This window comes from Bradyrhizobium sp. AZCC 1610 (assembly GCF_036924515.1).
Lineage (GTDB): Bacteria > Pseudomonadota > Alphaproteobacteria > Rhizobiales > Xanthobacteraceae > Bradyrhizobium.
The window spans coordinates 4,586,610-4,607,664 of record NZ_JAZHRR010000001.1 but is presented as its reverse complement, the minus strand read 5'-3'; the positions used below and the strand labels follow the sequence as shown (position 1 = coordinate 4,607,664).

Genomic DNA, 21,055 nt, shown 5'->3' with positions numbered 1-21,055 from the left:
CGTCATCGACTGTCAGTGCGCGGTCAGAGTTGCCGGACAGAGTCGCGCGCACGGCCTTCTAGAGGGCGATCGGACGGCAAGCGGCCCGGACCGGCAATGGCTGAGGTGCGGCTATTTTCCGCCGGCGCTGTCGCGCCTTTGCATCGCGAAACAAAATAGCCGCACCTCAGCCATCCTCCGCCTCGCTCCGGCCCTGCGCTTCGCTTCGGGTTCTGGTCCACTCCGCCCGCCGTCTGGTGATCGCCAGGAAGGCCGCGATGGGCGCGGCGATCCGGCAAAGGACCTCTCATCATGACGACCGACCATGACGATACCGAGTTCGAACCGCGGCACGACTCATCACCGACCGATCACATCCTCAACGAGCTTCAGCTTTACGGTCACCGTCCCTTCCAAGACGAACCTGACCCGAGGCCGCTACCCGAAGGCAAGGTCATCGCGGGTGCCATCGCCGATATCTTCGACGCTTTCGTAGCGACGCTGAGCGATACCCGGCTCGAACCCGACCTGGAAAATCTGCTTTGGTCGACCGTCAACCTGTTCCACCGCGCCACCAGCCGCATCGAGCGCGAGCTCGACGACAACGAGCAGGCGCAGCAGAAGAGCCAGCGCGAGCAGAATGGATCGGAGGTGCGATCGGTCGAACTCGAAAGGCTGACGGCCGAAGGCATCACGTTGATCGAACGCCGCAACGCCATGGAGCTGTTCCGCGACCTCGCCACCGAGCAATTCGAACTTCACACCGGCTCGCCCTGGCGTCCCCGTTCAGGATCACTGGTCAATCATCGCACGCTCACGTCAGCGATGATCGATAGCCGCGACTTTCTGGCCGCCAAACACCGCGCCGAAACCGAGACGATGCTACCATCCGGACCCAAGATCGCGCTTACCGGTGGACTCGATTTCAACGATCACCGCATGATCTGGGATCGACTCGACAAGGTCCACACCAAGCACTCTGACATGGTCCTGCTGCATGGTGGCTCGCCCAAGGGCGCTGAGCTGATTGCCGCCAAATGGGCGACCAACCGCAAGGTGCCGCAGATCGCATTCAAGCCCGACTGGACCAAGCATGCCAAGGCAGCTCCGTTCAAACGCAATGATGCCATGCTTGCGGTGCTGCCGATCGGCGTCATGCACTTCCCCGGCACCGGAATACAGGACAATCTTGCCGACAAGGCCAAGAAGCTTGGCATTCCCGTTTGGAAATTCGGCGGCGCGTAAGCGCCGCCGAACGGGTGGGGGGTTAAGCGTCGACGCTACTAAGCCCCCGTAGATCGTCTGACCTCGACAGAATCAAGGCATGAGCAGAAAGGTCCCGCTCTTGCCCACGGGCGGCGAGTGAAGATTATCACTCCCATAACCCGGTTGTTCTCCGTTATATTCACGACTGCGCCGTGGTGGTGGAAGGCGCGACCGTCATGTCCTTTGTCGCGGAGACCGCCACCATGCTTATCCTCGGACCCATTCTCAATATGCTCGGCATCGGCCTGTTTTGCTGGCTGATCTTCACCCTCTCTGTCTACGCGCTGCCGTTCTTCGTCGCGCTTTCTGTGGGGCTAGCTGCGGTTCATGGTGCGGGCATCCCCGGTGCAGTTCTTATCGCTATTCTTTCCGGCGCTTTCACTCTTGTCATTGGGCAGACGGCCTTTGCCTTCACTCGATCCGCAATTCTTCGTGCCATAGTTGCGGCTGCTTTTGTAGTTCCGGCAGCCGTCGCGGGCTATTACGTCGGTCATGGCCTATCGCAAATCGGGATGTCGTCATTGCTATGGCGGGACGCCTTTGCCTGGATCGGCGCTATAGCGATCGGCACCGCAGCCTGGACACGGATGACCATGTTTGCCGAGCCCGTGCGACCGGTCGACGCTTTGCCGAACGGACCTCAGCCGGCTCTCACTGCCTCCACGCAACAGGGATGAGCCTCTGTCTCGTCGAGCAAGGTTACCTGCAATCGGGGCGTTGATTGGCCGCGTGATGGACCGCTGGGTAATGCGGTCGGTCTTGGAACGCTTGGTTCCTGGCGTCTCACCTTGCTCGGACCACTAATGCAGGGCACGGGCATCTCATCGCGATTTGTTCAAGACAATCGATTCCGCCTATTCCTTCGCTTTTGTTTCCTTCTCTTTGGTTGAACGTAGCGACATCTTGTGCAGCACAACCGAGATTCGCCACGACTTCTCCTGAGGGTACAGTTCAGCGCACGGACGCACCGGGCCTTTTGATGGCTTGATCTGGCCGAAGACCGGCTGCGCCTCGATCGCCTAACCGCAACGCCGCGGGTCAACTTTCTTCCCCTGGGCTAACGCCCATTCCTCGCGAGACAAGAAAGTCTCCCCTTTGGCGTCCTCCGCTGCGCTCCGGCCCGCAGGCGGGTGCGTCGTCGATCGTCCTCGGCCTGTAGATCGCCATCGAGGCCGCGGTGGTCGCGGCTCGAAACTAGCTAAGGAGAAGTAACATGGCTAACATCGGTTCTTTCAAGAAGGTCGGCAACGACTTCCAGGGTGAGATCGTCACCCTCAGCATGCCGGCCCGCGGTGTCCGGATCGTCGCCGAGACCAACCGCACCAACGAGAACGCCCCCAGCCACCGCGTCTTCGTCGGCCGGGCTGAGATCGGGGCCGCCTGGGCGAAGCGTTCCGAAGAGGGCCGCGATTACCTCTCGCTCAAGCTCGACGATCCCTCGTTCAACGCGCCGATCTACGCGAACCTGTTCGACGACGAGGAAGGCGATGGCTACACGCTGATCTGGTCGCGGCCGCGCAAGAACGGCAAGTGAGGATCTGCATCGGCAAGTGCCCCGCCTGGATCCGCCCGGCGGGGCTTCCTCACCTGTGAGGTGAAATCGAACAGTCAGGGGTTCTTTACTCCTCGCTCCGTTCCGGCCAGCCAAACGCTTGATGGAACGCGCTGTCTAGAACGTGAGCCGCGCAATCTGAGAAAATTGCGCGGCCATTTTTCATTTATTGCCCAGGCGCCCCAAGCGCGTAGCTGCGGATCCGGCAAGCGGGTCAGGGGCGGACGCGTGTCCGCGCCGGCGCTCGCCGGACCTTCGGTCCGGCTCGCGGAAGAGCTGAGAGGCACACTCGTCAGTGCTAGATATTCGGATGGAATCGTTCACTTTTTCCTGGTCAGCTTGGACCTTTCGCTACGTGCTTCATCATCTGGTAGCACAAGATCGATATGGCTCACGCCCAAGGTCGTTGCGAGTTCAAACAGTGTAACGATGGTCGGATTGCGACGTCCGCGTTCGAGACCGCTGATGTATTGTTGGGTAAAGCCGGATGCTTCCGAAAACTTCTCCTGCGTGAAGCCCTTCTGCTTCCGCAATCGCTCGAAGTTTCGGCCAACCAACTTGCGCATATCCATTCGCGCAAGTTGCTTCTTTACATACTATGAGGTTTATCTCCTATAGTGTGTATTCCCAAGTGCGTCGGCATTCGAATGTCCTCCAGGAATGGCTGCCTTCGTAAAGCTTGGCTGCGAAACTGTGCCGAATAGGACTAAAGTGGGGCTATCACTGAATGGGGACAGCCGCAGCTGCGCGCCGTCTCGAAGGAGCTACATGCCGTCACCCCCGCTTGATCCCGATGTTGCGGACCTGGCACCGGTTGATCCCGTGCTGACGGCCTACGACGAGCAACACGTCGTCACCTATCTCCGGCTGCTGGATGCTGACGCCGACAATGCGGACTGGCGGGACGTTGCAAGAATCGTTCTTCACATCGATCCCGAACGCTACCCGGAGCGTGCGCGCAGCGCCTTCGAGAGTCATTTGGCTCGCGCCAGATGGATGACGAATCACGGCTATGGACATTTGCTGCGCGGTGGACCCGCCGATCAGTAGGACAAACAATCTGCAAAATAAAATCGGGAGGGAAAAATCTTCTGAACTGCAGATAATTCGCGTAACTAAACGGTGGGATACGTTATGCAACCATAAATGGCCCATATTTGCAGTGTTGCAATGCGGCATTGTTACGCGTGAGGATCAAGCACAATGCCGGATTTCGATTGGCGCTCGCCCGAGGCCTATTCAAAACTGCAGAACGCCGACCTGACCGGTCTCGCCTGGGAATGCCTCCGTCGTAATCCCGAATACAAAAAACACTATCGCGCGCTTGAAAACCCGCTTGCCGGCGCGCCAGCCGAATTCCGGAAAAAATGGGGCCTGTCTTTTCGCGGCTGATCCGCAGAAGGCCTGTCACGAGCAGATCGTCTTTTGGGCGCCTGAAGTTCTGCCGACCGTTTTGTCGGTAGGGCCTTCGTCGTCGCAAACTTCAGCTCAACCGATCGCTCTGGATCTAACAAGACTGCCGCCCGGCGAGTTGCGGCAGAACGCGGACGGCTGGCATGCCGTGCTACGGTTCGATGGCGCCACGCATCGCGTGTGGATGAGGAAACTGCCTGCCGCCGGCTCGCCGCAAGCGATTGAGCTGCCAATGGACTCGTCGTTCGAGCTCCGCGCCCAGGCTGCCCAATCGCTTTGGCGTACGCTGAGTGGCCGTTCGCCTGGACCACCGCCGTCCGGCTTTTCTCCGGAGCGGCGCCAGCGATTTACGTTGGTTTTGCGCGCCCTGGATGGGCGCAATGAAAACAAGAGCTATCGTGCGATTGCCGAAGGTCTTTTTGGCAAGAAGCGCATCCCGGAGCGGCGCCTGGAAGACGCATGATCTGCGCAATCGTACCATCCGCCTCGTGCAGCGCGGCCTCGCTTTGATGCGCGGCGGTTATCGCGAACTCCTGCGTCCAAGACGCAAGGACAAATAGCCGCTCGCTTGGGGGTGTCGAAAATCCACCCCTCGATCTTCGGCATCCCCCTGCGAAGGGCTGCTCCTCCATGATCACTGCACACACGCTGGCACCGCCAGCATTCGCGCGATGTCTTCATGGAGTTCTCAAATGCCCGATCCCATGGCCGGTCTGCCGCCACGTTTCCTGCGCACACCCGAGGCCGCGCGATATCTCGGGCTCTCCGGCCGCACCTTGGAGAAGCACCGTACCTACGGCACCGGTCCGACTTATCGGAAGATTGGCGGCCGGGTCGTCTATGCGCTCGATGATCTGAAAGCCTGGGCCGATCTCGGGTCCAAGACATCGACGTCCGATCCCGGGAAGGGGACGGTCCTGCCTGCCAAGAAGCATCCGGCACTGCGCCCCTATGCGGGCCACGAACGTCGCTGATTGCTGCGGGAGCATTGGTAAATGCGGCGCAAATCTCGATCCGAGCGCAGCCAGCTCGAGCTGTTTCGTGCCTTGCCGGGCGATCTCGCGCCGCGCGACGCCCAGGACCTGATGGCTTATCCGTTCTTCTCGCTCGCAAAGTCAAAGCGGATTGTACCGATCGATTTCCGGGCGGGGGCAATCTCCATTCGCGTTGAAGCGGTGCCCGAACACGGCATGGCGACGATCTGGGATGCTGATGTCCTGATCTGGGCCGCCTCGCAAATTGTCGAGGCGCGCGACGCCGGCCTGAAGACCTCGCGTCTGATGGCGGCGACGCCTTATGAAATCCTGACCTTTGCTGGCCGCGGCACCAGCGCGCGCAACTACGAGCGCCTCAAGGCAGGTCTTGACCGGCTGCAGGCGACGTCGGTGCTGACGTCGATCCGCCAGCCGGCAGAACGGCGGCGGCATCGTTTTTCCTGGATCAACGAATGGAAGGAGACGGCCGACGCCAACGGGCGCCCAACGGGTCTCGAACTGATCCTGCCGGACTGGTTCTTTGCCGGCGTTCTGGATGACGCGCTCGTGCTGACCATCGACCGTGCCTATTTTGGTTTAACCGGAGGGCTCGAGCGTTGGCTTTACCGGCTCGTCCGCAAGCATGGCGGCCGCCAGCAAGGCGGCTGGAGTTTCGACTTTCTGCATCTCCACGCCAAGTCCGGCAGTCTCTCGCCTCTCAAGCATTTTGCGTTCGACCTGCGCGAAATCGTCAGTCGGCAGACCTTGCCCGGCTATGAGCTCGTGATCACGCGCGACCCAAACGGCGTCGAACGGTTGAACTTTGCGCCGCGTTGCACCGATCCGTTCGAGGAGCGGCTTCGCAAGCGCGGGCTGGCGCCGGAGGCTGGAGATAAGCTGTGAATCAACTCGTGCTATCGGGGACCACAACCCTCGTGCCATCGGGGACCGGATCCTCGTGCTATCGGGGACCGGAATCGGGCTTAAGCGCTTGTGATCACGTGCGTTCGAGCCGCCGTAACTCTTCTAACCAGAAATCCTTCGGATTTCTTCTAACGGACCGCGCCGTTTTCCCTGCTGTGCATAACCCGTCGCCGCGCGATCTGCGTGCGCGTCCGCAAGCGTTGGACCTCCGGGTAGACGGAGGGGCCTCATGAGCGATCTCACGCAGGTCGAGCTTCTCTGGCTTGAAAGGCGCATCGAGAACCGAATTCGTTTCGGTCGCGCTGCCGAGGAGAGAATCCTCGATCGCAACAGGCGCGTCCTGTCATTCGCACCCGGCAGCATCTTTGCTTTCGTTCGCTGGATGTCGAACGATTTCGGAACGAACGTTTCCCGCATCGACATCTTGCGGGCGGTCGCAACCGGCCAACGCTGCTCGACCGTCCCCTATGTCAAACCCGGCGGCGAGAGTCTCTTGCGCCTTTCAGGCTGGCCAAAGGTCGAACGCGTACTGCAGTTGATCGATGCCGTAGAGGCCCTCGGCATTGATCCTGCCGACGCCGCACCCGACTATTGGCATCACGTTCACAACCGCCTGTCCGTCAACGAAACCCCGCGCGCCTACACAAAGTCACGCCATCAGGCCTGGCTCCGTCGGCGGAGGGTCGCACTGTGACGCCCCGAAACCGAACACTCGCGGTGACGATCGGCGCAGCTGCCATTCTCGCTGGGACAATCGTCGCAAAGCCGTTCCCAATCTGCATCTGGAACAGTTCTGAGAGTGTCCCTCTTGGCCTCTATCGCATGCGCGCGGCCAGCAATTACTACGTCACCGAACTCGTCGCCGTTCAGCCGCCCGAGCCGCTGGCGACCTACCTGGACCGAAATGGCTACCTGCCGACAGGAGTTCCGATGTTGAAGCGTGTGCTGGCGCTTCCCGGACAAACCGTCTGCAGAACCGGGAGCACCATTACGATCGATGGCATCGAGATGGGCGAGGCGCGGGAGCGCGACAGACGCGGCCAGCCATTGCCGATCTGGCACGGATGCAACGTCGTCGGAGACGCCGAGCTCTTTCTAATGAACTGGCAGTCGGCAACCTCGCTCGACGGCCGTTACTTCGGAATGATGCCGGCAAAGGCTGTCATCGGTCGCGTACTTCCCGTGTGGACTTGGGAGGATTGATCGTGGGCACGCTCATCTTCTGTTGGGATTGCCGCTTGTTCCGCTGTGGCGGCTGTCTTGTCTGCAGTTCTGACGGTTGCGTCCGCCGCCAGTGAGCTGAATCGCATTCTGTCGAAGCTATTCGCATTCTTGGCGGTGCGTGGTTGGGAGCAGGGGCAGACTGACCGTGGACGGCTCTTCAAATCGGGCTTCGAGAAACCGGTGCACGGGTTTAGCCCACTGGTGGCCGAATCTGGAGCCTGGGTGCAACGACTTAGGTGGTAGTTGGCACAAAGGAGAGCTCCGATGAAACTTTACGTTGGATTGGACGTCGGCCTTGAGGAAACCAGTCTTTGCGTTGTCGACAGCGAGGGCCAGACGGTGCGCGAGCTGAAGGTTAGCACGGAGCCAGAGGCGATCCGCTGCGCTCTTGAAGGCTCCGCGGATCGCCTCGATCGCGTGGGCGTCGAGGCGTCCTCGCTGGGCATCTGGTTGTACCGCGAATTACAACCGGTCGGGATCCCGATCATCGTTGTCGAAGCCCGTCATATGCGCGTTTCACTGTCGACAATGCGCAACAAAACCGACCGGAACGACGCGCGCGGCATCGCACAGATGATGCGCTTGGGCTGGTACCGCGCCGTTCACGTCAAGAACATCGACATGCAGAAGATGCGTACGCTGCTGGCCAATCGGAAGCTGCTCAAACGCAAATTGATCGACATCGAAAACCACATTCGTGGCGCGCTGCGGGCCTATGGGTTACTGGTTGGAGCCGTCGCTCGAGGTGCCTACGAAGCACGCATTCGCGAGCTGCTCTGACGTAGCGATCCGATTTTCGTGATGACCATCGAAGCCATGCTCGACGTGCGGCGAGCGCCCTTCGAGGGCTACGAGCGGTTACATCGCGTGCTCCTGCAAGTGGTCCAACATGATCCGGTCTGTCGGCGTCTGATGACGGTTCCCGGCGTCGGGCCCGTTGCCGCTCTTTCGTTCAAAGTGGGGTTAGATGATCCCCGACGCTTTGCGCGATCTCGAACGGTCGGAGCGCATTTTGGCCTGACGCCGAGGCGACATCAGTCTGGAACGTCGATCGACTATGAGGGCCGCATCAGCAAGCAGGGCGACGTTGCGGTTCGGGAGGCGCTATGCGAGGCGGCCGCAAGCCTGTTGCTACGGGTCAGGAAATGGTCGGCATTGCGGGCCTGGGGCCTGCGGATCGCCAAACGGTCGAGCATGCTGTGCGCGATCGTCGCGGTCGCGCGCAAGCTTGCCGGTATCCTGTACAGGATGTGGGTCAGCGAAACCGACTTCCACGTCGGGTTCGGCGCCAAGGTCACGCAACGATTGCGATTGAGGCCTGCACAGTAACTGCTGTAGCAGCACGAAAGATTAGCCTGGTGTTGCACCCAGCATGTTGAGGAGGAGCAAAGATTAAAGATCCGCGCGCGCGGTGAGCGTCCCCTGGCGGGGCCGCGAAACGGGGAATGTCCGCTATCTCTTGCCTGCTGCCGCCCTTCGGGGACGAGAGCGCCGGACTGCTTGGACAGCCCTGTTTACGAACCTGATGAAGAGTATGCGACAGCCCAAGTGCTGAACGCGAAGGAACGCATGGACCCCGCCTGGAGAATGCAAATCGCGACCGTGCTGATGGCGAACGCTGCTCGCAATCGAAGCAGCGGGATAAGGAGCGCTGCTTGTTTAGAGAAGTCGCAAAAAAGCGTAGGACGGAGTTGACTTTGCACGCCCGATTAGGAAGGCAAGGTAAAAGCGCCGCCTTCGGTCGGGCCCATGTGGTTGATGGAACTTAAGTTTTAGGGGACGACTGGAATGGTCATGGCGTCGCTCCATCGGGAAATGTCAAGAAAATCAACGGATCGAGAGCCGCCCTTCTTAGCGCAAGTCGGCGGGGTAGCATCATGAGCCGCGGCGATAATGACTTTCGCGTTCGCCCCGGCCGCATTCGCGACGGCGGGCGCCGCGACTTGCGTCCGAAAAGCTTTGTCGGCCAGGTCATGCGAGCTGCGAAGAGGGCCGGACATGTCGGGGACAGTTTTGGACGCGGCAAGGGCGGCGCGAGCCGGTCCCGCTTTGGACGAGGCCGGCGTGCCGCTCTCTCCTTGTCGTCGCTACGACCGACCTCGCGACGTGTGGCAATGAAGGCGCGCGTGGTCCGCCACCACGGCACGCGCTTTCGTTCAGCGCCTCTGTTCAAGCATATCACGTATTTGAAGCGGGAGGGCGTGACGCGGGACGGTGCCGACGCCCGGATGTTCAACGCGAGATCGGATGTGGCGGATGAGCGCGCCTTTGCCGAACGCTGTGAGGACGATCGGCATCATTTCCGCTTCATCATATCTCCAGACGGACGCCGCCGAACTCGGCGATCTCCGTACCTTCACGCGAGAGCTAATGATCGATGTAGCAGCGGACCTCGAAACCAAACTGGACTGGATTGCGGTCGATCACTGGAATACCGACAACCCCCATGTCCACGTCCTGATCCGCGGCCGCGACGCGAACGGCCAGGATTTGGTCATTAGTCGTGATTACATCAGTCGCGGCTTTCGGAATCGCGCCACTGAGCGCGTTACTCTCGAACTCGGGCCACGCAGCGAGCGAGAGATCCGATCCGCCCTGACGAGGGACGTTGAGGCCGAGCGTTGGACGAGTCTAGATCAGGCGTTGCGTATTGTCGCCGACGAAGGGGCCGGCGTGGTGGACCTTCGGCCAAATGCAACAGGTGAAGACCCCGAACTTCGCCGTCTGATGGTCGGCCGGGCAACCAGGCTGGAACGTTTCGGGCTTGCCGAGCAGATTGCACCCGGTTGCTGGACCCTCAAACCTGGTATCGAGGACAAGCTTCGTGATCTCTCGATTCGTGGCGATATTCTCAAGACCATGCATCGGGCTATCGCCGGCATCGGTCGCGAACCAGATGTCTCGGGCTTTGCCCTGCACGGCGATGAGCCGGCAGACGCAGTGGTTGGCCGCCTGGTCGAGCGCGGGCTACACGACGAGCTGAAAGGTTCGGCCTATGCGATCATCGAGGGCATAGATGGACGAACGCATCACATCAGGTTCACTGATCTAGAAATGACCGGCGATGCCACGCCCGGCGCGATCGTGGAAGCACGGGCATACGAGGATGCGCAAGGCCGCAAACGCCTCGAGCTTGCCACGCGATCGGATCTCAGCATCGAGGCTCAGGTCACGGCGCAGGGCGCGACCTGGATCGACCGGCAGTTGCTTGCCCGTGATTCGGAGGTCGGCGGCGCCGGTTTCGGAACAGTAGTGCAAGATGCGATGGAGCGCCGGATCGACCATCTCGCAGACGAAGGTGTCGCGCGGAGACAAGGGCAGCGCGTTATCTTCGCCCGCGATCTCCTCAATACTTTAAGACAACGGGACCTTGATGCGGCTGCGTCGAGGCTCTCGGCCGAGACCGGATTGCTCCATCATCCTTCGTCTGAAGGTGAGCATGTCGCAGGTATCTATCGTCAACGCGTAACGCTGGCGTCGGGGCGGTTTGCCATGATCGACGATGGATTTGGATTCCAGCTTGTACCTTGGCGACCGGCGTTGGAGCAGCATCTTGGTCGGGAGGTGTCAGGCATCGCAACGAAAGGGGGCGGTGTGACCTGGACCTTCGGAAGGAAAATTGGTCTCGGAATTTGATCGCCGGACGCGCCGCGCATTTCGGCGTGCGAACTCTGCGTGGTGCCGCTACTCCAAGGCACTCACAAGCCTGAGTCAGTTTCTGTACCCGGATCTATCCGAACATGCGACGACAGCAATTGAGAGATTGCCCGGCGACGGGCGTAGCGCCTTTTGTAGGTCACGTTCCTGGCGGTCGAGGTACTTTCGGCAGTTGCCGAATTTCCGATCCCAAGGTGCGCGCCGCAAGCACAGTTCAATAGCGTTTCAAACAAGGTCCAAGCATGAAGCCCAGGATTGGCGTCTACCTCTCTGAACAAATGGCCGCACGGCTGACGGCGGCGGCCAAGCGTCCCGGTGCCAGCAAATCAGCGCTTGTTGAGGCCGCGCTCGCTCAGTTCCTCCGTGCTGACGACGACACTGATAACCTCTCGGTCGACCATCGCCTTACCCTTTTGGGCCGCCAACTCGAGCAACTCGATCGCGATCTTAGAATCGTAAACGAGACTGTCGCGCTTCAGGCCCGATACCACCTTGCAGTGACGCCACCGCTGCCAGCCGCCGCTCTGCGCACTGCCTGCATGCTAGGGGCGGAACGCTTTGACGAATTTGCCGCACAAGTCGAGCGACGCGTTCATTTGGGAACATCGCTCATGCAGGAAACGATAGATCGGATTGGTACGACGAAACGGGATACTCAGGCTAGCGTCGGGGAGGGGATGCCAGCGGCGTACTCCCCAGCTCAAGAGCCAGATGTCCACGCGTCAAATCAGCTTGGCAGTGACACACACAACCCCGCTGCTGTTCGGGAGGGCGGCAGCTTGATCAACTTTCCAGGCAAGGCGGGGATACCTCTGCACTAAGGTCGCCGCGACGTGGGAAATCGCTCGCGCAAATTCCAGCGATTTGTTGCGACGATCTGGACCATCTCAGGACACGAGTTCACGCCGACCTACTGGAAACCTGACAGCAAATTGGCGTCTTATTCTGTGCGTGTTCCTGCCGTTCGTTGCCGCCTATTACCTCGCGTTTCTGTTCCGGACTATCAATGCGACGATCGCGAACTCGCTTGCGTCGGAATTTGGCCTCGGCGCCGGCGATCTTGGCCTGCTGACGTCGGTGTACTTCCTGACTTTCGCGGCTGCTCAGATTCCGATCGCCATCTTATTAGATCGATACGGCCCGAGACGAATCCAGTGCGCTGTGTTGGTCGCCGCAGCGCTGGGCGCGGCGTTATTTGCTTTCTCGAACGATTATTTCCTGCTGCTCGGCGGCCGGGCGCTGATCGGTCTAGGCGTCGCGGCGGCATTGACGGCTGGCTTGAAGGCTCTCGTTCTCTGGTTTCCCAGCGAACGTATCCCGCTGCTCAACGGCCTAATGATCATGTTGGGGGCCTTGGGCGCCCTGACCGCAACGCTGCCCGCCGCAAACCTAATAGATTCGATCGGTTGGCGAGGGTTGTTTGAGCTGCTCGCAGTGGCGTCGGCTGGATGCGCTCTTATCGTCTACGTCGTCGTGCCTGAGGCGCCGGCTGCAAGCGGTGCGACCGCCAACAGTATAACGACGGTTTACGCCGACCCGCGCTTTTGGCGCTTGGCTCCGCTTTCGGCGACCTGTATCGGAACCGCTTGGGCGTTGCAGGGACTATGGGTGGCGCCATGGCTCAGCGATGTCGAAGGGCTCGACCGGACCGGATTGCTCCGGCATTTGTTCGTCATGGCAATCGCATTGGGTGTGGGCGCGCTTCTATTGGGTATCGCGGTCGATTGGTTGGGCCGGCGCGGTATCGGACCGAGGGTGCCATTGGGCCTCGTCGCTATGGTATTCATTGTGGCTCAACTGACGCTGATCTTCCGGTTGCCCATTCCATCGTATCTTCCATGGGCCGTCGTCGCGGCGGTCGGTACTGCGACCGTTCTCAGTTATGCGATCCTGGCCGAGTATTTTCCCAAGGAAATTGCTGGAAGGGCCAACGCGGCGCTGAACGTGCTCCACATCGGTGGTGCGTTTTTCGCGCAGTATATGACTGGCATGGTGGTTCAGCTCTGGACCCCTATAGAGGGGCACTACCCTGAGGTAGCCTACAAGACGGCGTTTGCCGTCAATGTCGGCCTCCAGTTCGCAGCGGGCATCTGGTTTGCTTTACCTTGGATCTTGCCACGCTTGCGCAGGTGATGGCGATACCATGCGGCGCATAGCAGTTGCGATGTGCTCTCAAGGCGCGTCAGGGCTGGCCATGCTTGACGAGGCTATGACGGCCCGAATTTCAGATGAGCGAGCTCTTTGGAGGATGCTTTCGGTCGGGGTAGACTAGCCGATTTGTTCGCCGGGATGCTCGGGAATGCGCTGACCATTCCAAAAGGCTTGTGTGTGGGGGGCGGGATCGTTTGATCTGCTGGTGCCCATGTCTGCCACCAAAATTCTCTGGGACCAGATTCTCGTCGTCTTCGTCATCGTGCTGATCACGATGTGGGCCGCGACGCAGTGGACCGCGTGGCGGCTCGGCTATCAGCCCCAACTCGGCGAACCCTGGTTTGAGCTCGCGCACGGTGTTCCCGTCTATTTTCCTCCGTCCTTCCTTTGGTGGTGGTTTGCCTTCGATGCCTATGCACCTGACGTGTTCGTCGAAGGAGCATGCGTTGCGGCATCGGGCGGGATCATTTCCATAGTGGTCGCATTTGCGATGTCGGTGTGGCGGGCTCGTGAGGCGAAGACGGCCGCGACATACGGTTCCGCGCGTTGGGCGAAGGGACCTGAGATTCGACGCGCTGGCTTCGTCGGGCCGGACGGAGTGATCCTCGGGCGTTTCGAGGGACGTTATCTGCGGCACGATGGACCGGAGCATGTGCTGTGCTTCGCGCCGACCCGATCAGGGAAGGGCGTCGGACTCGTTGTGCCTACACTCCTGACTTGGCCAGGAAGCTGCATTGTCCATGACATCAAGGGTGAAAACTGGACCCTGACCTCAGGCTTTCGGGCCCGGCACGGCCGGGTGCTGTTGTTTGATCCAACCAATTCTGAGAGCGCGGCCTACAATCCTCTTTTGGAGGTGAGGCGAGGGGAATGGGAGGTTCGCGACGTCCAGAATGTCGCTGATGTGCTGGTTGACCCGGAAGGGTCGCTTGAACGGCGCAATCACTGGGAGAAGACCAGCCACGCCTTGCTGGTCGGAGCTATCCTTCACGTTCTGTATGTGGAAAAGGACAAGACCCTTGCGGGCGTCGCGAGCTTTCTGTCCGATCCGAAGCGTCCGATCGAAACAACGCTTCGCGCGATGATGACTACGCGGCACCTTGGCGAAGCCGGGACACATCCGGTGATCGCTTCTGCGGCTAGGGAGTTGTTGAACAAGAGCGAGAACGAGCGATCAGGCGTACTATCGACGGCGATGTCGTTCCTCGGTCTCTATCGCGACCCCGTCGTTGCCCAGGTAACACGCCGCTGCGATTGGCGAATCCGCGATCTCATAGAGGATGACCGGCCGACGACGCTCTATCTCGTTGTACCGCCGTCAGACATCAGTCGCACCAAGCCCTTGGTGCGGCTTGTGCTAAATCAGATCGGTCGCCGTCTCACTGAAGACCTCCATGCCAAGGGCCGCAGGCATCGGCTGCTGTTCATGCTCGATGAGTTTCCGGCGCTTGGAAGGCTTGACTTCTTCGAGTCCGCGCTTGCCTTCATGGCTGGCTATGGACTCAAGAGCTTTCTCATCGCCCAATCTCTCAATCAGATCGAGAAGGCCTATGGGCCAAACAACGCTATCCTCGACAACTGTCATGTGCGCGTTTGCTTTGCGACCAATGACGAGCGCACCGCCAAACGGATTTCGGACGCGCTTGGGACTGCCACGGAACTGCGGGCAATGAAGAACTATGCTGGTCACAGGCTAAGCCCCTGGCTCGGCCATCTCATGGTTTCTCGGCAGGAGACGGCGCGGCCTTTGCTCACGCCGGGCGAGGTGATGCAACTTCCACCTGACGATCAGTTGGTGCTGGTTTCGGGGGCGCCTCCAATCCGCGCCAAAAAGGCGAGGTATTTTGAGGATCAACGCCTCGCTGAGCGTGTGCTGCCGCCGCCGGAATCATCCACCCGCGACCGCGAGGTCGGCGCTCCGCCGGATGATTGGAGCCGGTTGCTAAACTCACCGAATAGCAATGCTGGCAAGCCAGAACTCCTGTCGGACACCCAACGATCGTTCGATGATCCCGCAAATTCCGGCATTCGTCGCGAGCCGGAGCTTCCCAAGCATGACGATATCGCACCAGACGTTTTGAAGCCTCCGCCTGAGTTCGACTTTATGGAAGACGAGGACGACGGTGACACGGTGCGGGCTCGCGCGATGCGCAAGAATGGCGTTGGGCTGGCGCGCCAAGCCGCGCTGGACCCGGGCGATGGTCTCGAGCCCTAGGGGGTAAGATTGTGCGGACAAAACATACGTTTCGCTTGCCTCCGGACCTTGCGGTCAGGCTCGCCGATCATGCAAGCCGCAAGCGGGTGCCCCAAGCACTTGTCGTCGAAACCGCACTGGCCTCATTCCTGTCGCCGGACAATTCCGAGCGGATGGAGGCCGCACTCGGCCGTCGCCTTGATCGATTGACCAGGCAGGTCGAGCGGCTCGAGCGTCACATCACGATCTCGAATGAGGCCCTGGCCTTGTTCGTACGATTCTGGCTGACGGCAACGCTGCCGCTGCCCGACACGGCGCAACCCGCCGCAAAGGCCAAGGGCCGGGAACGATATGAGGGCTTTGTCGAGGCACTCGGGCGCCGGCTAGCCAGAGGCCAGACCCTCGCTCAGGAGGTCTCGCTCGACGTCGAGCCGGCCAAGACGTCGTCAATCATTGCTCAAGAGTGATTTCGCAGGCCCTTTCTTTTGCTACGCCACGGCACGCTGCCCGATCTGATCTTGTTGCGCGGATGCACGACCTGCCTTTTCTACTAATCCCGTCGCTGAGCCATTTTCGCACTCGGCGTCTTGGGAGCGAAGGTGGCAGTTCATTCTTTCCAATCCGAGGCGATATCGCGTGGTGCACGCATGTTGCGTACCGCGCTCGGACCCGCGATAGCGTCCTGGCTCGAAGACCCCATAGTCATCGAGGTGATGCTCAATCCTGATGGCCGGCTTTGGGTCGATCGATTGTCAGGAGGCCTCGCAGATACCGGCGAACGTCTCGCCGCAGCCGACGGCGAACGCATCGTGCGGCTCGTTGCCCATCATGTCGGCGTCGAGGTCCATCCGGAAAGTCCGCGGGTTTCGGCCGAATTGCCCGAGACGGGAGAGCGATTCGAAGGGTTGCTGCCGCCCGTGGTGACCGCACCAGCCTTCGCAATCCGCAAGCCGGCGGTCGCCGTCTTTACGCTCGACGATTACGTCGCCGCCGGCATCATGGCCGGAGTTCAAGCAGAAATGCTCCGCGAAGCCGTCCGTGAGCGTCGCAACATCCTCGTGGCGGGCGGTACCTCGACCGGCAAGACCACCTTAACGAATGCGCTCCTGGCCGAAGTCGCCAGGACGACCGACCGCGTGGTGCTAATCGAGGATACCCGGGAGTTGCAATGCAAGTCGCCAAACCTCGTAGCATTGCGCACGAAGGACGGCGTTGCCTCACTGTCTGACCTTGTTCGTTCTTCCCTACGGCTGCGTCCCGGCCGGATTCCAATCGGTGAGGTACGTGGCGCCGAGGCGCTCGATCTCCTCAAGGCTTGGGGCACCGGCCATCCCGGGGGAGTCGGCACCATTCACGCTGGCACGGCGCTTGGCGCGCTACGCCGGCTCGAGCAGCTCATCCAGGAAGCGGTCGTCACCGTGCCGCGCGCGCTGATTGCGGAAACTATCGATGTGATCGCCGTTCTCTCCGGCCGCGGCACCGACCGACAGTTGACAGAACTGGCGCGCGTCGAGGGCCTGACGTCCGATGGTGATTACCTCATCTCACTCTCAGGAGACCGATCGTGAAGGACATCACATTGCGAGCCGTGGTGGAAACGGCTGCCGCTACTTTCAGCTCTTTAGTGATCTCTCCCGCGGCATATGCGGCGGGATCCAACATGCCATGGGAGCAGCCGCTCAACCAGATCCTGCAATCGCTCGAAGGACCGGTCGCCAAGATCCTGGCCGTGATCATCATCATCGTCACCGGTCTTGCGCTCGCATTCGGCGACACCTCCAGCGGTTTCCGGCGCCTGATCCAAATCGTGTTCGGTCTGTCGATCGCATTTGCGGCGTCGAGCTTCTTCCTGGCGTTTTTCTCGTTCGGCGGCGGGGTGCTCATCTGATGGACGGACCCGTTGAAGGCTTCGCGGTACCGGTGCATCGCGCCCTGACCGAGCCGATCCTGCTTGGTGGTGCGCCGCGGGCGGTCGCTATCGTCAACGGCACCGTTGCCGCGGCGCTCGGCCTTGGCCTGCGGCTATGGGTCGCCGGCCTCTTGCTCTGGGCGATCGGCCATGCCGTCGCCGTTTGGGCCGCCAGGCGCGATCCGCTGTTTGTCGAGGTCGCAAGGCGGCATTTGCGCATCCCCATCCATCTGAACGTGTGAGCAGGCAATGATGAACCTCAGCGAATATCGCCGTTCTACCACGCGTCTTGCGGATTTCCTGCCATGGGCCGCACTCGTCGACGAAGGCATCGTCCTCAACAAGGATGGATCGTTTCAGAGGACTGCGCGCTTTCGGGGGCCCGATCTTGATTCCTCCGTTCCAGCGGAGCTCGTTGCGGTTGCCGGCCGCCTCAACAACGCCTTGCGTCGCCTCGGATCCGGCTGGGCTGTGTTTGTGGAAGCGCAGAGGTATTCATCGAACGCCTATCCACCGAGCAGCTGTCCGGATGTGGCGTCGGCCCTGGTCGATGCCGAGCGCAGAGCTCAGTTCGAGGAAGAGGGAGCTCACTACGAGTCAGCCTATTTCCTCACCTTCCTGTATATGCCGCCGGCGGAGGATGCAGCGCGCGCCGAGCGCTTCCTTTATGAAGGACAGGAGCGCGGGCAAGCTGCCGGCGCCCACGAAGTGTTGCGCGGCTTCGTCGACCGAACCGACCGCGTACTGCAACTGATCGAAGGATTCATGCCGGAGAGCCGGTGGCTCGATGACGGCGAGACTCTGACTTATTTGCATGCCTGCGTCTCGACCAAGTGCCACCGCGTCCGCGTCCCCGAAATTCCGATGTATCTAGACGCATTGCTGGCCGATCAGCTGCTGACGGGCGGGCTCGAGCCGATGCTGGGGAGTGCGCATCTGCGTGTGCTCACGATTGTGGGGTTCCCGACCGTGACCACGCCGGGGATCCTGGATGATCTCAATCGGCTGGCGTTCCCCTATCGCTGGTCCACTCGGGCGATCATGCTCGACAAGGCTGACGCGACGAAGCTCCTGACTAGGATCAGGCGGCAATGGTTTGCCAAGCGGAAATCCGTCGCCGCAATCCTGAAGGAGGTGATGACCAATGAGGCTTCGTCTCTCATCGATACCGACGCCAGTAACAAGGCTTTCGACGCCGACGCCGCGTTGCAGGAACTCGGCTCCGATCTCATCGGAGAGGCGTTTGTCACTGCCACCATTACGGTCTGGGACGACAATCCGCACACCGCGGATGAACGGTTGCGCCTGGTCGAAAAGGTCATTCAAGGACGCGATTTCACCTCCATGGTCGAAACCGTCAACGCGGTCGAAGCCTGGCTGGGCTCGTTGCCTGGCCACGTCTATGCGAACGTTCGTCAGCCGCCGGTCTCTACCCTGAACATCGCCCATATGGTTCCGCTGTCCGCGGTCTGGGCGGGGCCGGTAAGGGACGGGCATTTGGGCGCGCCGCCGTTGTTCTTCGCACGGACAGAAGGATCCACACCATTCCGATTCTCTCTTCACGTTGGGGACGTCGGGCACACGCTGGTGGTCGGTCCGACCGGTGCGGGCAAGTCCGTGCTGCTTGCGTTGATGGCGCTGCAATTCCGTCGTTATTCCACCTCCCAGGTCTTTGCCTTCGACTTCGGCGGTTCGATCCGGGCCGCAGCCCTCGCCATGAAGGGCGATTGGCACGATCTCGGCGGCGCGCTGTCCGACAGCGCCGCTGAACCGGTCGCGTTGCAGCCGCTTGCCATGATCGACGATGCGGCGGAGCGCGGGTGGGCCGCGGAATGGATCGCAGCCATTCTCGCCCGTGAAAAGATCGACATGACGCCAGAAGCCAAGGAGCATCTTTGGTCGGCGCTGTCTTCGCTGGCTTCTGCGCCCGCGGGCGAACGCACGCTGACCGGTTTGTCCGTGCTGCTGCAGTCCCAGAGCCTGAAAAGGGCGCTTCAACCCTATTGCCTCGGTGGCCCCTTTGGGCGCTTGCTCGATGCCGAGACCGAACGGCTTGGAACAAGTTCAGTCCAGGTGTTTGAAACCGAGGGGTTGATCGGCACCGGCGCCGCACCGGCGGTCCTATCCTATCTCTTTCATCGGATTGAGGGGCAGCTCGACGGGAGGCCGACACTGCTCATCATCGACGAAGGTTGGCTCGCGCTCGATAATGGAGGGTTTGCCGGCCAGATCCGCGAATGGCTGAAGACGCTGCGCAAGAAGAATGCCTGCGTCGTCTTCGCCACGCAGTCGCTCTCGGATATCGATGGCTCCGCGATTGCGCCGGCCATCGTCGAGAGTTGCCCGACGCGGCTGTTCCTCCCGAACGAGCGCGCAATCGAGCCACAGATCACGGCTATCTATCGGCGCTTCGGTCTCAACGACCGGCAGATCGAGATCCTCGCGCGCGCCACGCCCAAACGCGACTACTACTGCCAGTCACGGCGCGGCAATCGCCTGTTCGAGTTAGGTCTTGAAGAGTTTGCGCTCGCCTTCACGGCGGCGTCATCAAAGTCCGATCAGGCAATGATCGAGCGCGTGCTGGCCGAACATGGCCGCGACGGTTTTGTCACCGGATGGCTCGCCGCGCGTGGACTGGGTTGGGCCGCCGATCTCATTCCCGGTCTCGTCAAGCAGGAAGGTTTGTCATGATGCGTCGCCGTCACCTTTCAGCAATGAGCGCGCTCGCCATTGCGATCGCGTGTACCGCCTTGCCAAGCTCCGCTCAGTTGATCGTGTTCGATCCCAACAACTATGCGCAGAACGTGCTCACGGCCGCGCGTGAGCTGCAGCAGATCAACAACCAGATCACCTCGCTGCACAACCAGGCGCAGATGTTGATCAACCAGGCCAAGAATCTCGCCAGCCTACCATATTCCTCTTTGCAGCAGCTTGAGCGGTCGATCCAGCGAACCCAAGAGCTGCTCACCCAGGCCCAGCGCATTGCCTACGATATCAAGCAGATCGATCGCGCGTTCTCGACGACCTATGCGCCGGTCTCGACGAGCGAGTCAGATCAAGCACTGATCGCGAATGCGCAAACACGCTGGCAGAATTCCGTGGCAGGCTTGCAGGATGCCTTGCGCCTTCAGGCGACCGTGGTCGGCAATCTCGATACCCACCGTAAAGAGATGTCGGCCCTCGTCAGTTCAAGCCAGGGCGCGACCGGCGCGCTGCAAGCCAGTCAGGCTGGGAATCAGCTCCTTGGTCTGCAGGCGCAGCAGCTCGCTGACTTGACTGCAGCAGTTGCCGCGCAGGGACGTGCGCAAAATCTCGAAACTGCCCAGCGTACCGCCGCCCAGGACCAGGGCAGGGAGCAGCTCCGCCGCTTTCTCGCACCCGGTCGAGGCTATCAGCCTTCGATGGTTCGGATGTTTCACCAATGAGCAGAGGGGGTGGACTCAAGCGCATGATCATTGTGGTCACGGCAGCTGTCGTGCCCCTCCTGGTTGTCGCGGTCTGCACAATCCAGCTTCGCGGTGATGGTGATAGTCCACCAGCAGGATCGTCGGCGTCCCGCGCAATCAATCCGCTTGGCGCCAAACTCGAACACTGCCGGAAGGTCACCTCCGAGCAGCTGGCAGAACTCCAGGAGTGCCGTCTGATTTGGGCGGAGAACCGCCGGCGCTTCCTGGGATCAAAGAAGACGCCATCCGTTACTTCCGCCGATGCTCAATCAAGCAGTCCGACACCGGCGTTGGCGCAGCCCAAGAATCTCGATCGTCTTCCCCAGGGCTGGCCACCCGTTGCAACACAAGAACGCGAGTGATTTC

At 60.8% G+C, this 21,055-nt stretch carries 20 protein-coding genes and 3 pseudogenes; 22 read left to right on the top strand and 1 reads right to left on the bottom strand.

Annotation, left to right across the window (positions count from 1 at the left end):
- Positions 1–291 precede the first annotated feature (291 nt).
- The 3 genes from V1279_RS22830 (at position 292) to V1279_RS22820 (ending at position 2,779) form a co-directional block, all read left to right on the top strand.
- Positions 292–1,224 carry a DUF2493 domain-containing protein gene (locus V1279_RS22830; protein WP_334440439.1) on the top strand — a complete coding sequence of 311 codons (933 nt, stop codon included), beginning with the start codon at positions 292–294 and terminating at the stop codon, positions 1,222–1,224.
- Between the two features lie 173 nt (positions 1,225–1,397).
- A complete protein-coding gene (locus V1279_RS22825) occupies positions 1,398–1,922 on the top strand; it encodes a hypothetical protein (protein WP_334440436.1) in 525 nt (174 codons plus the stop codon).
- Between the two features lie 536 nt (positions 1,923–2,458).
- On the top strand, positions 2,459–2,779 hold the full coding sequence (locus V1279_RS22820; RefSeq protein WP_334440433.1) for a DUF736 domain-containing protein: 321 nt from the start codon (positions 2,459–2,461) through the stop codon (positions 2,777–2,779).
- Between the two features lie 338 nt (positions 2,780–3,117).
- On the opposite strand, the gene V1279_RS22815 is transcribed toward V1279_RS22820, so the two are convergent.
- Complete coding sequence (locus tag V1279_RS22815; protein ID WP_334440430.1) at positions 3,118–3,369, bottom strand: helix-turn-helix domain-containing protein; 252 nt, start codon at positions 3,367–3,369, stop codon at positions 3,118–3,120.
- 196 nt (positions 3,370–3,565) lie between these two features.
- Between V1279_RS22815 and V1279_RS22810 the strand changes: the two genes are divergently transcribed.
- The 19 genes and pseudogenes from V1279_RS22810 to trbK-alt all read left to right on the top strand — a co-directional run bounded on the left by V1279_RS22810 (position 3,566) and on the right by trbK-alt (position 21,051).
- Positions 3,566–3,847: a DNA -binding domain-containing protein gene (locus V1279_RS22810; protein ID WP_334440427.1), complete on the top strand. Its 282-nt coding sequence runs from the start codon at positions 3,566–3,568 to the stop codon at positions 3,845–3,847.
- Positions 3,848–4,000: 153 nt separating this feature from the next.
- On the top strand, positions 4,001–4,189 hold the full coding sequence (locus V1279_RS22805) for a transcriptional regulator domain-containing protein (RefSeq protein ID WP_334440424.1): 189 nt from the start codon (positions 4,001–4,003) through the stop codon (positions 4,187–4,189).
- Positions 4,190–4,394: 205 nt separating this feature from the next.
- Positions 4,395–4,770 (top strand): annotated as a pseudogene (locus tag V1279_RS37895) (DUF2285 domain-containing protein).
- 132 nt (positions 4,771–4,902) lie between these two features.
- Positions 4,903–5,184 carry a helix-turn-helix transcriptional regulator gene (locus tag V1279_RS22790; RefSeq protein ID WP_334440415.1) on the top strand — a complete coding sequence of 94 codons (282 nt, stop codon included), beginning with the start codon at positions 4,903–4,905 and terminating at the stop codon, positions 5,182–5,184.
- A 21-nt stretch (positions 5,185–5,205) separates the two neighbouring features.
- A complete protein-coding gene (locus tag V1279_RS22785) occupies positions 5,206–6,087 on the top strand; it encodes a replication initiator protein A (protein ID WP_334440412.1) in 882 nt (293 codons plus the stop codon).
- Positions 6,088–6,337: 250 nt separating this feature from the next.
- The gene (locus tag V1279_RS22780) at positions 6,338–6,802 is read left to right on the top strand and encodes a DUF2840 domain-containing protein (RefSeq protein ID WP_334440410.1); all 465 of its coding nucleotides are present in this window, start codon (positions 6,338–6,340) and stop codon (positions 6,800–6,802) included.
- Positions 6,799–7,311, top strand: coding sequence for a S26 family signal peptidase (locus V1279_RS22775; RefSeq protein WP_334440408.1), 513 nt, complete (start codon positions 6,799–6,801; stop codon positions 7,309–7,311). The genes V1279_RS22780 and V1279_RS22775 overlap by 4 nt, the downstream gene beginning before the upstream one ends.
- Before the next feature lie 285 nt (positions 7,312–7,596).
- Positions 7,597–8,661: pseudogene (locus V1279_RS22770) on the top strand (IS110 family transposase).
- A gap of 548 nt (positions 8,662–9,209) precedes the next feature.
- Positions 9,210–10,968: pseudogene (locus tag V1279_RS22765) on the top strand (relaxase/mobilization nuclease domain-containing protein).
- 263 nt (positions 10,969–11,231) lie between these two features.
- The gene (locus V1279_RS22760; protein WP_334440406.1) at positions 11,232–11,810 is read left to right on the top strand and encodes a ribbon-helix-helix domain-containing protein; all 579 of its coding nucleotides are present in this window, start codon (positions 11,232–11,234) and stop codon (positions 11,808–11,810) included.
- A 130-nt stretch (positions 11,811–11,940) separates the two neighbouring features.
- Positions 11,941–13,122, top strand: a complete 1,182-nt coding sequence (locus V1279_RS22755) for an MFS transporter (RefSeq protein ID WP_334440404.1) — start codon at positions 11,941–11,943, stop codon at positions 13,120–13,122.
- Between the two features lie 229 nt (positions 13,123–13,351).
- Positions 13,352–15,355, top strand: coding sequence for a conjugal transfer protein TraG (locus V1279_RS22750; protein WP_334446535.1), 2,004 nt, complete (start codon positions 13,352–13,354; stop codon positions 15,353–15,355).
- Positions 15,356–15,366: 11 nt separating this feature from the next.
- On the top strand, positions 15,367–15,801 hold the full coding sequence (locus tag V1279_RS22745) for a CopG family transcriptional regulator (RefSeq protein WP_334440401.1): 435 nt from the start codon (positions 15,367–15,369) through the stop codon (positions 15,799–15,801).
- Positions 15,802–15,981: 180 nt separating this feature from the next.
- Positions 15,982–16,902 (top strand): P-type conjugative transfer ATPase TrbB, encoded by a 921-nt coding sequence (trbB, locus tag V1279_RS22740; protein ID WP_442894799.1) that lies wholly within the window; start codon positions 15,982–15,984, stop codon positions 16,900–16,902.
- Between the two features lie 11 nt (positions 16,903–16,913).
- Complete coding sequence (locus tag V1279_RS22735) at positions 16,914–17,222, top strand: TrbC/VirB2 family protein (protein ID WP_442894905.1); 309 nt, start codon at positions 16,914–16,916, stop codon at positions 17,220–17,222.
- A complete protein-coding gene (locus V1279_RS22730; protein ID WP_334440396.1) occupies positions 17,222–17,485 on the top strand; it encodes a VirB3 family type IV secretion system protein in 264 nt (87 codons plus the stop codon). The genes V1279_RS22735 and V1279_RS22730 overlap by 1 nt, the downstream gene beginning before the upstream one ends.
- A gap of 7 nt (positions 17,486–17,492) precedes the next feature.
- Entirely contained in the window at positions 17,493–19,934 is a 2,442-nt protein-coding gene (gene trbE / locus V1279_RS22725) for a conjugal transfer protein TrbE (protein ID WP_334440394.1), read from the top strand.
- Positions 19,931–20,668: a P-type conjugative transfer protein TrbJ gene (gene trbJ, locus V1279_RS22720; RefSeq protein WP_334440392.1), complete on the top strand. Its 738-nt coding sequence runs from the start codon at positions 19,931–19,933 to the stop codon at positions 20,666–20,668. Before trbE ends, trbJ begins: the two co-directional genes overlap by 4 nt.
- Positions 20,665–21,051 (top strand): putative entry exclusion protein TrbK-alt, encoded by a 387-nt coding sequence (gene trbK-alt / locus V1279_RS37890; RefSeq protein ID WP_442894798.1) that lies wholly within the window; start codon positions 20,665–20,667, stop codon positions 21,049–21,051. Before trbJ ends, trbK-alt begins: the two co-directional genes overlap by 4 nt.
- Positions 21,052–21,055: the final 4 nt, after the last annotated feature.

What these genes read in the sequence shown, in the direction of transcription:
- trbE (WP_334440394.1), top strand. Translation starts at nt 17,493, where the DNA reads ATGATGAACCTCAGCGAATATCGCCGTTCTACCACGCGTCTTGCGGAT.
- trbJ (WP_334440392.1), top strand. Translation starts at nt 19,931, where the DNA reads ATGATGCGTCGCCGTCACCTTTCAGCAATGAGCGCGCTCGCCATTGCG.
- V1279_RS22730 (WP_334440396.1), top strand. Translation starts at nt 17,222, where the DNA reads ATGGACGGACCCGTTGAAGGCTTCGCGGTACCGGTGCATCGCGCCCTG.
- V1279_RS22785 (WP_334440412.1), top strand. Translation starts at nt 5,206, where the DNA reads ATGCGGCGCAAATCTCGATCCGAGCGCAGCCAGCTCGAGCTGTTTCGT.
- V1279_RS22820 (WP_334440433.1), top strand. Translation starts at nt 2,459, where the DNA reads ATGGCTAACATCGGTTCTTTCAAGAAGGTCGGCAACGACTTCCAGGGT.
- V1279_RS22750 (WP_334446535.1), top strand. Translation starts at nt 13,352, where the DNA reads ATGTCTGCCACCAAAATTCTCTGGGACCAGATTCTCGTCGTCTTCGTC.
- V1279_RS22805 (WP_334440424.1), top strand. Translation starts at nt 4,001, where the DNA reads ATGCCGGATTTCGATTGGCGCTCGCCCGAGGCCTATTCAAAACTGCAG.
- V1279_RS22760 (WP_334440406.1), top strand. Translation starts at nt 11,232, where the DNA reads ATGAAGCCCAGGATTGGCGTCTACCTCTCTGAACAAATGGCCGCACGG.
- trbB (WP_442894799.1), top strand. Translation starts at nt 15,982, where the DNA reads ATGTTGCGTACCGCGCTCGGACCCGCGATAGCGTCCTGGCTCGAAGAC.
- V1279_RS22830 (WP_334440439.1), top strand. Translation starts at nt 292, where the DNA reads ATGACGACCGACCATGACGATACCGAGTTCGAACCGCGGCACGACTCA.
- trbK-alt (WP_442894798.1), top strand. Translation starts at nt 20,665, where the DNA reads ATGAGCAGAGGGGGTGGACTCAAGCGCATGATCATTGTGGTCACGGCA.
- V1279_RS22780 (WP_334440410.1), top strand. Translation starts at nt 6,338, where the DNA reads ATGAGCGATCTCACGCAGGTCGAGCTTCTCTGGCTTGAAAGGCGCATC.
- V1279_RS22790 (WP_334440415.1), top strand. Translation starts at nt 4,903, where the DNA reads ATGCCCGATCCCATGGCCGGTCTGCCGCCACGTTTCCTGCGCACACCC.
- V1279_RS22810 (WP_334440427.1), top strand. Translation starts at nt 3,566, where the DNA reads ATGCCGTCACCCCCGCTTGATCCCGATGTTGCGGACCTGGCACCGGTT.
- V1279_RS22815 (WP_334440430.1), bottom strand. Translation starts at nt 3,369, where the DNA reads ATGGATATGCGCAAGTTGGTTGGCCGAAACTTCGAGCGATTGCGGAAG.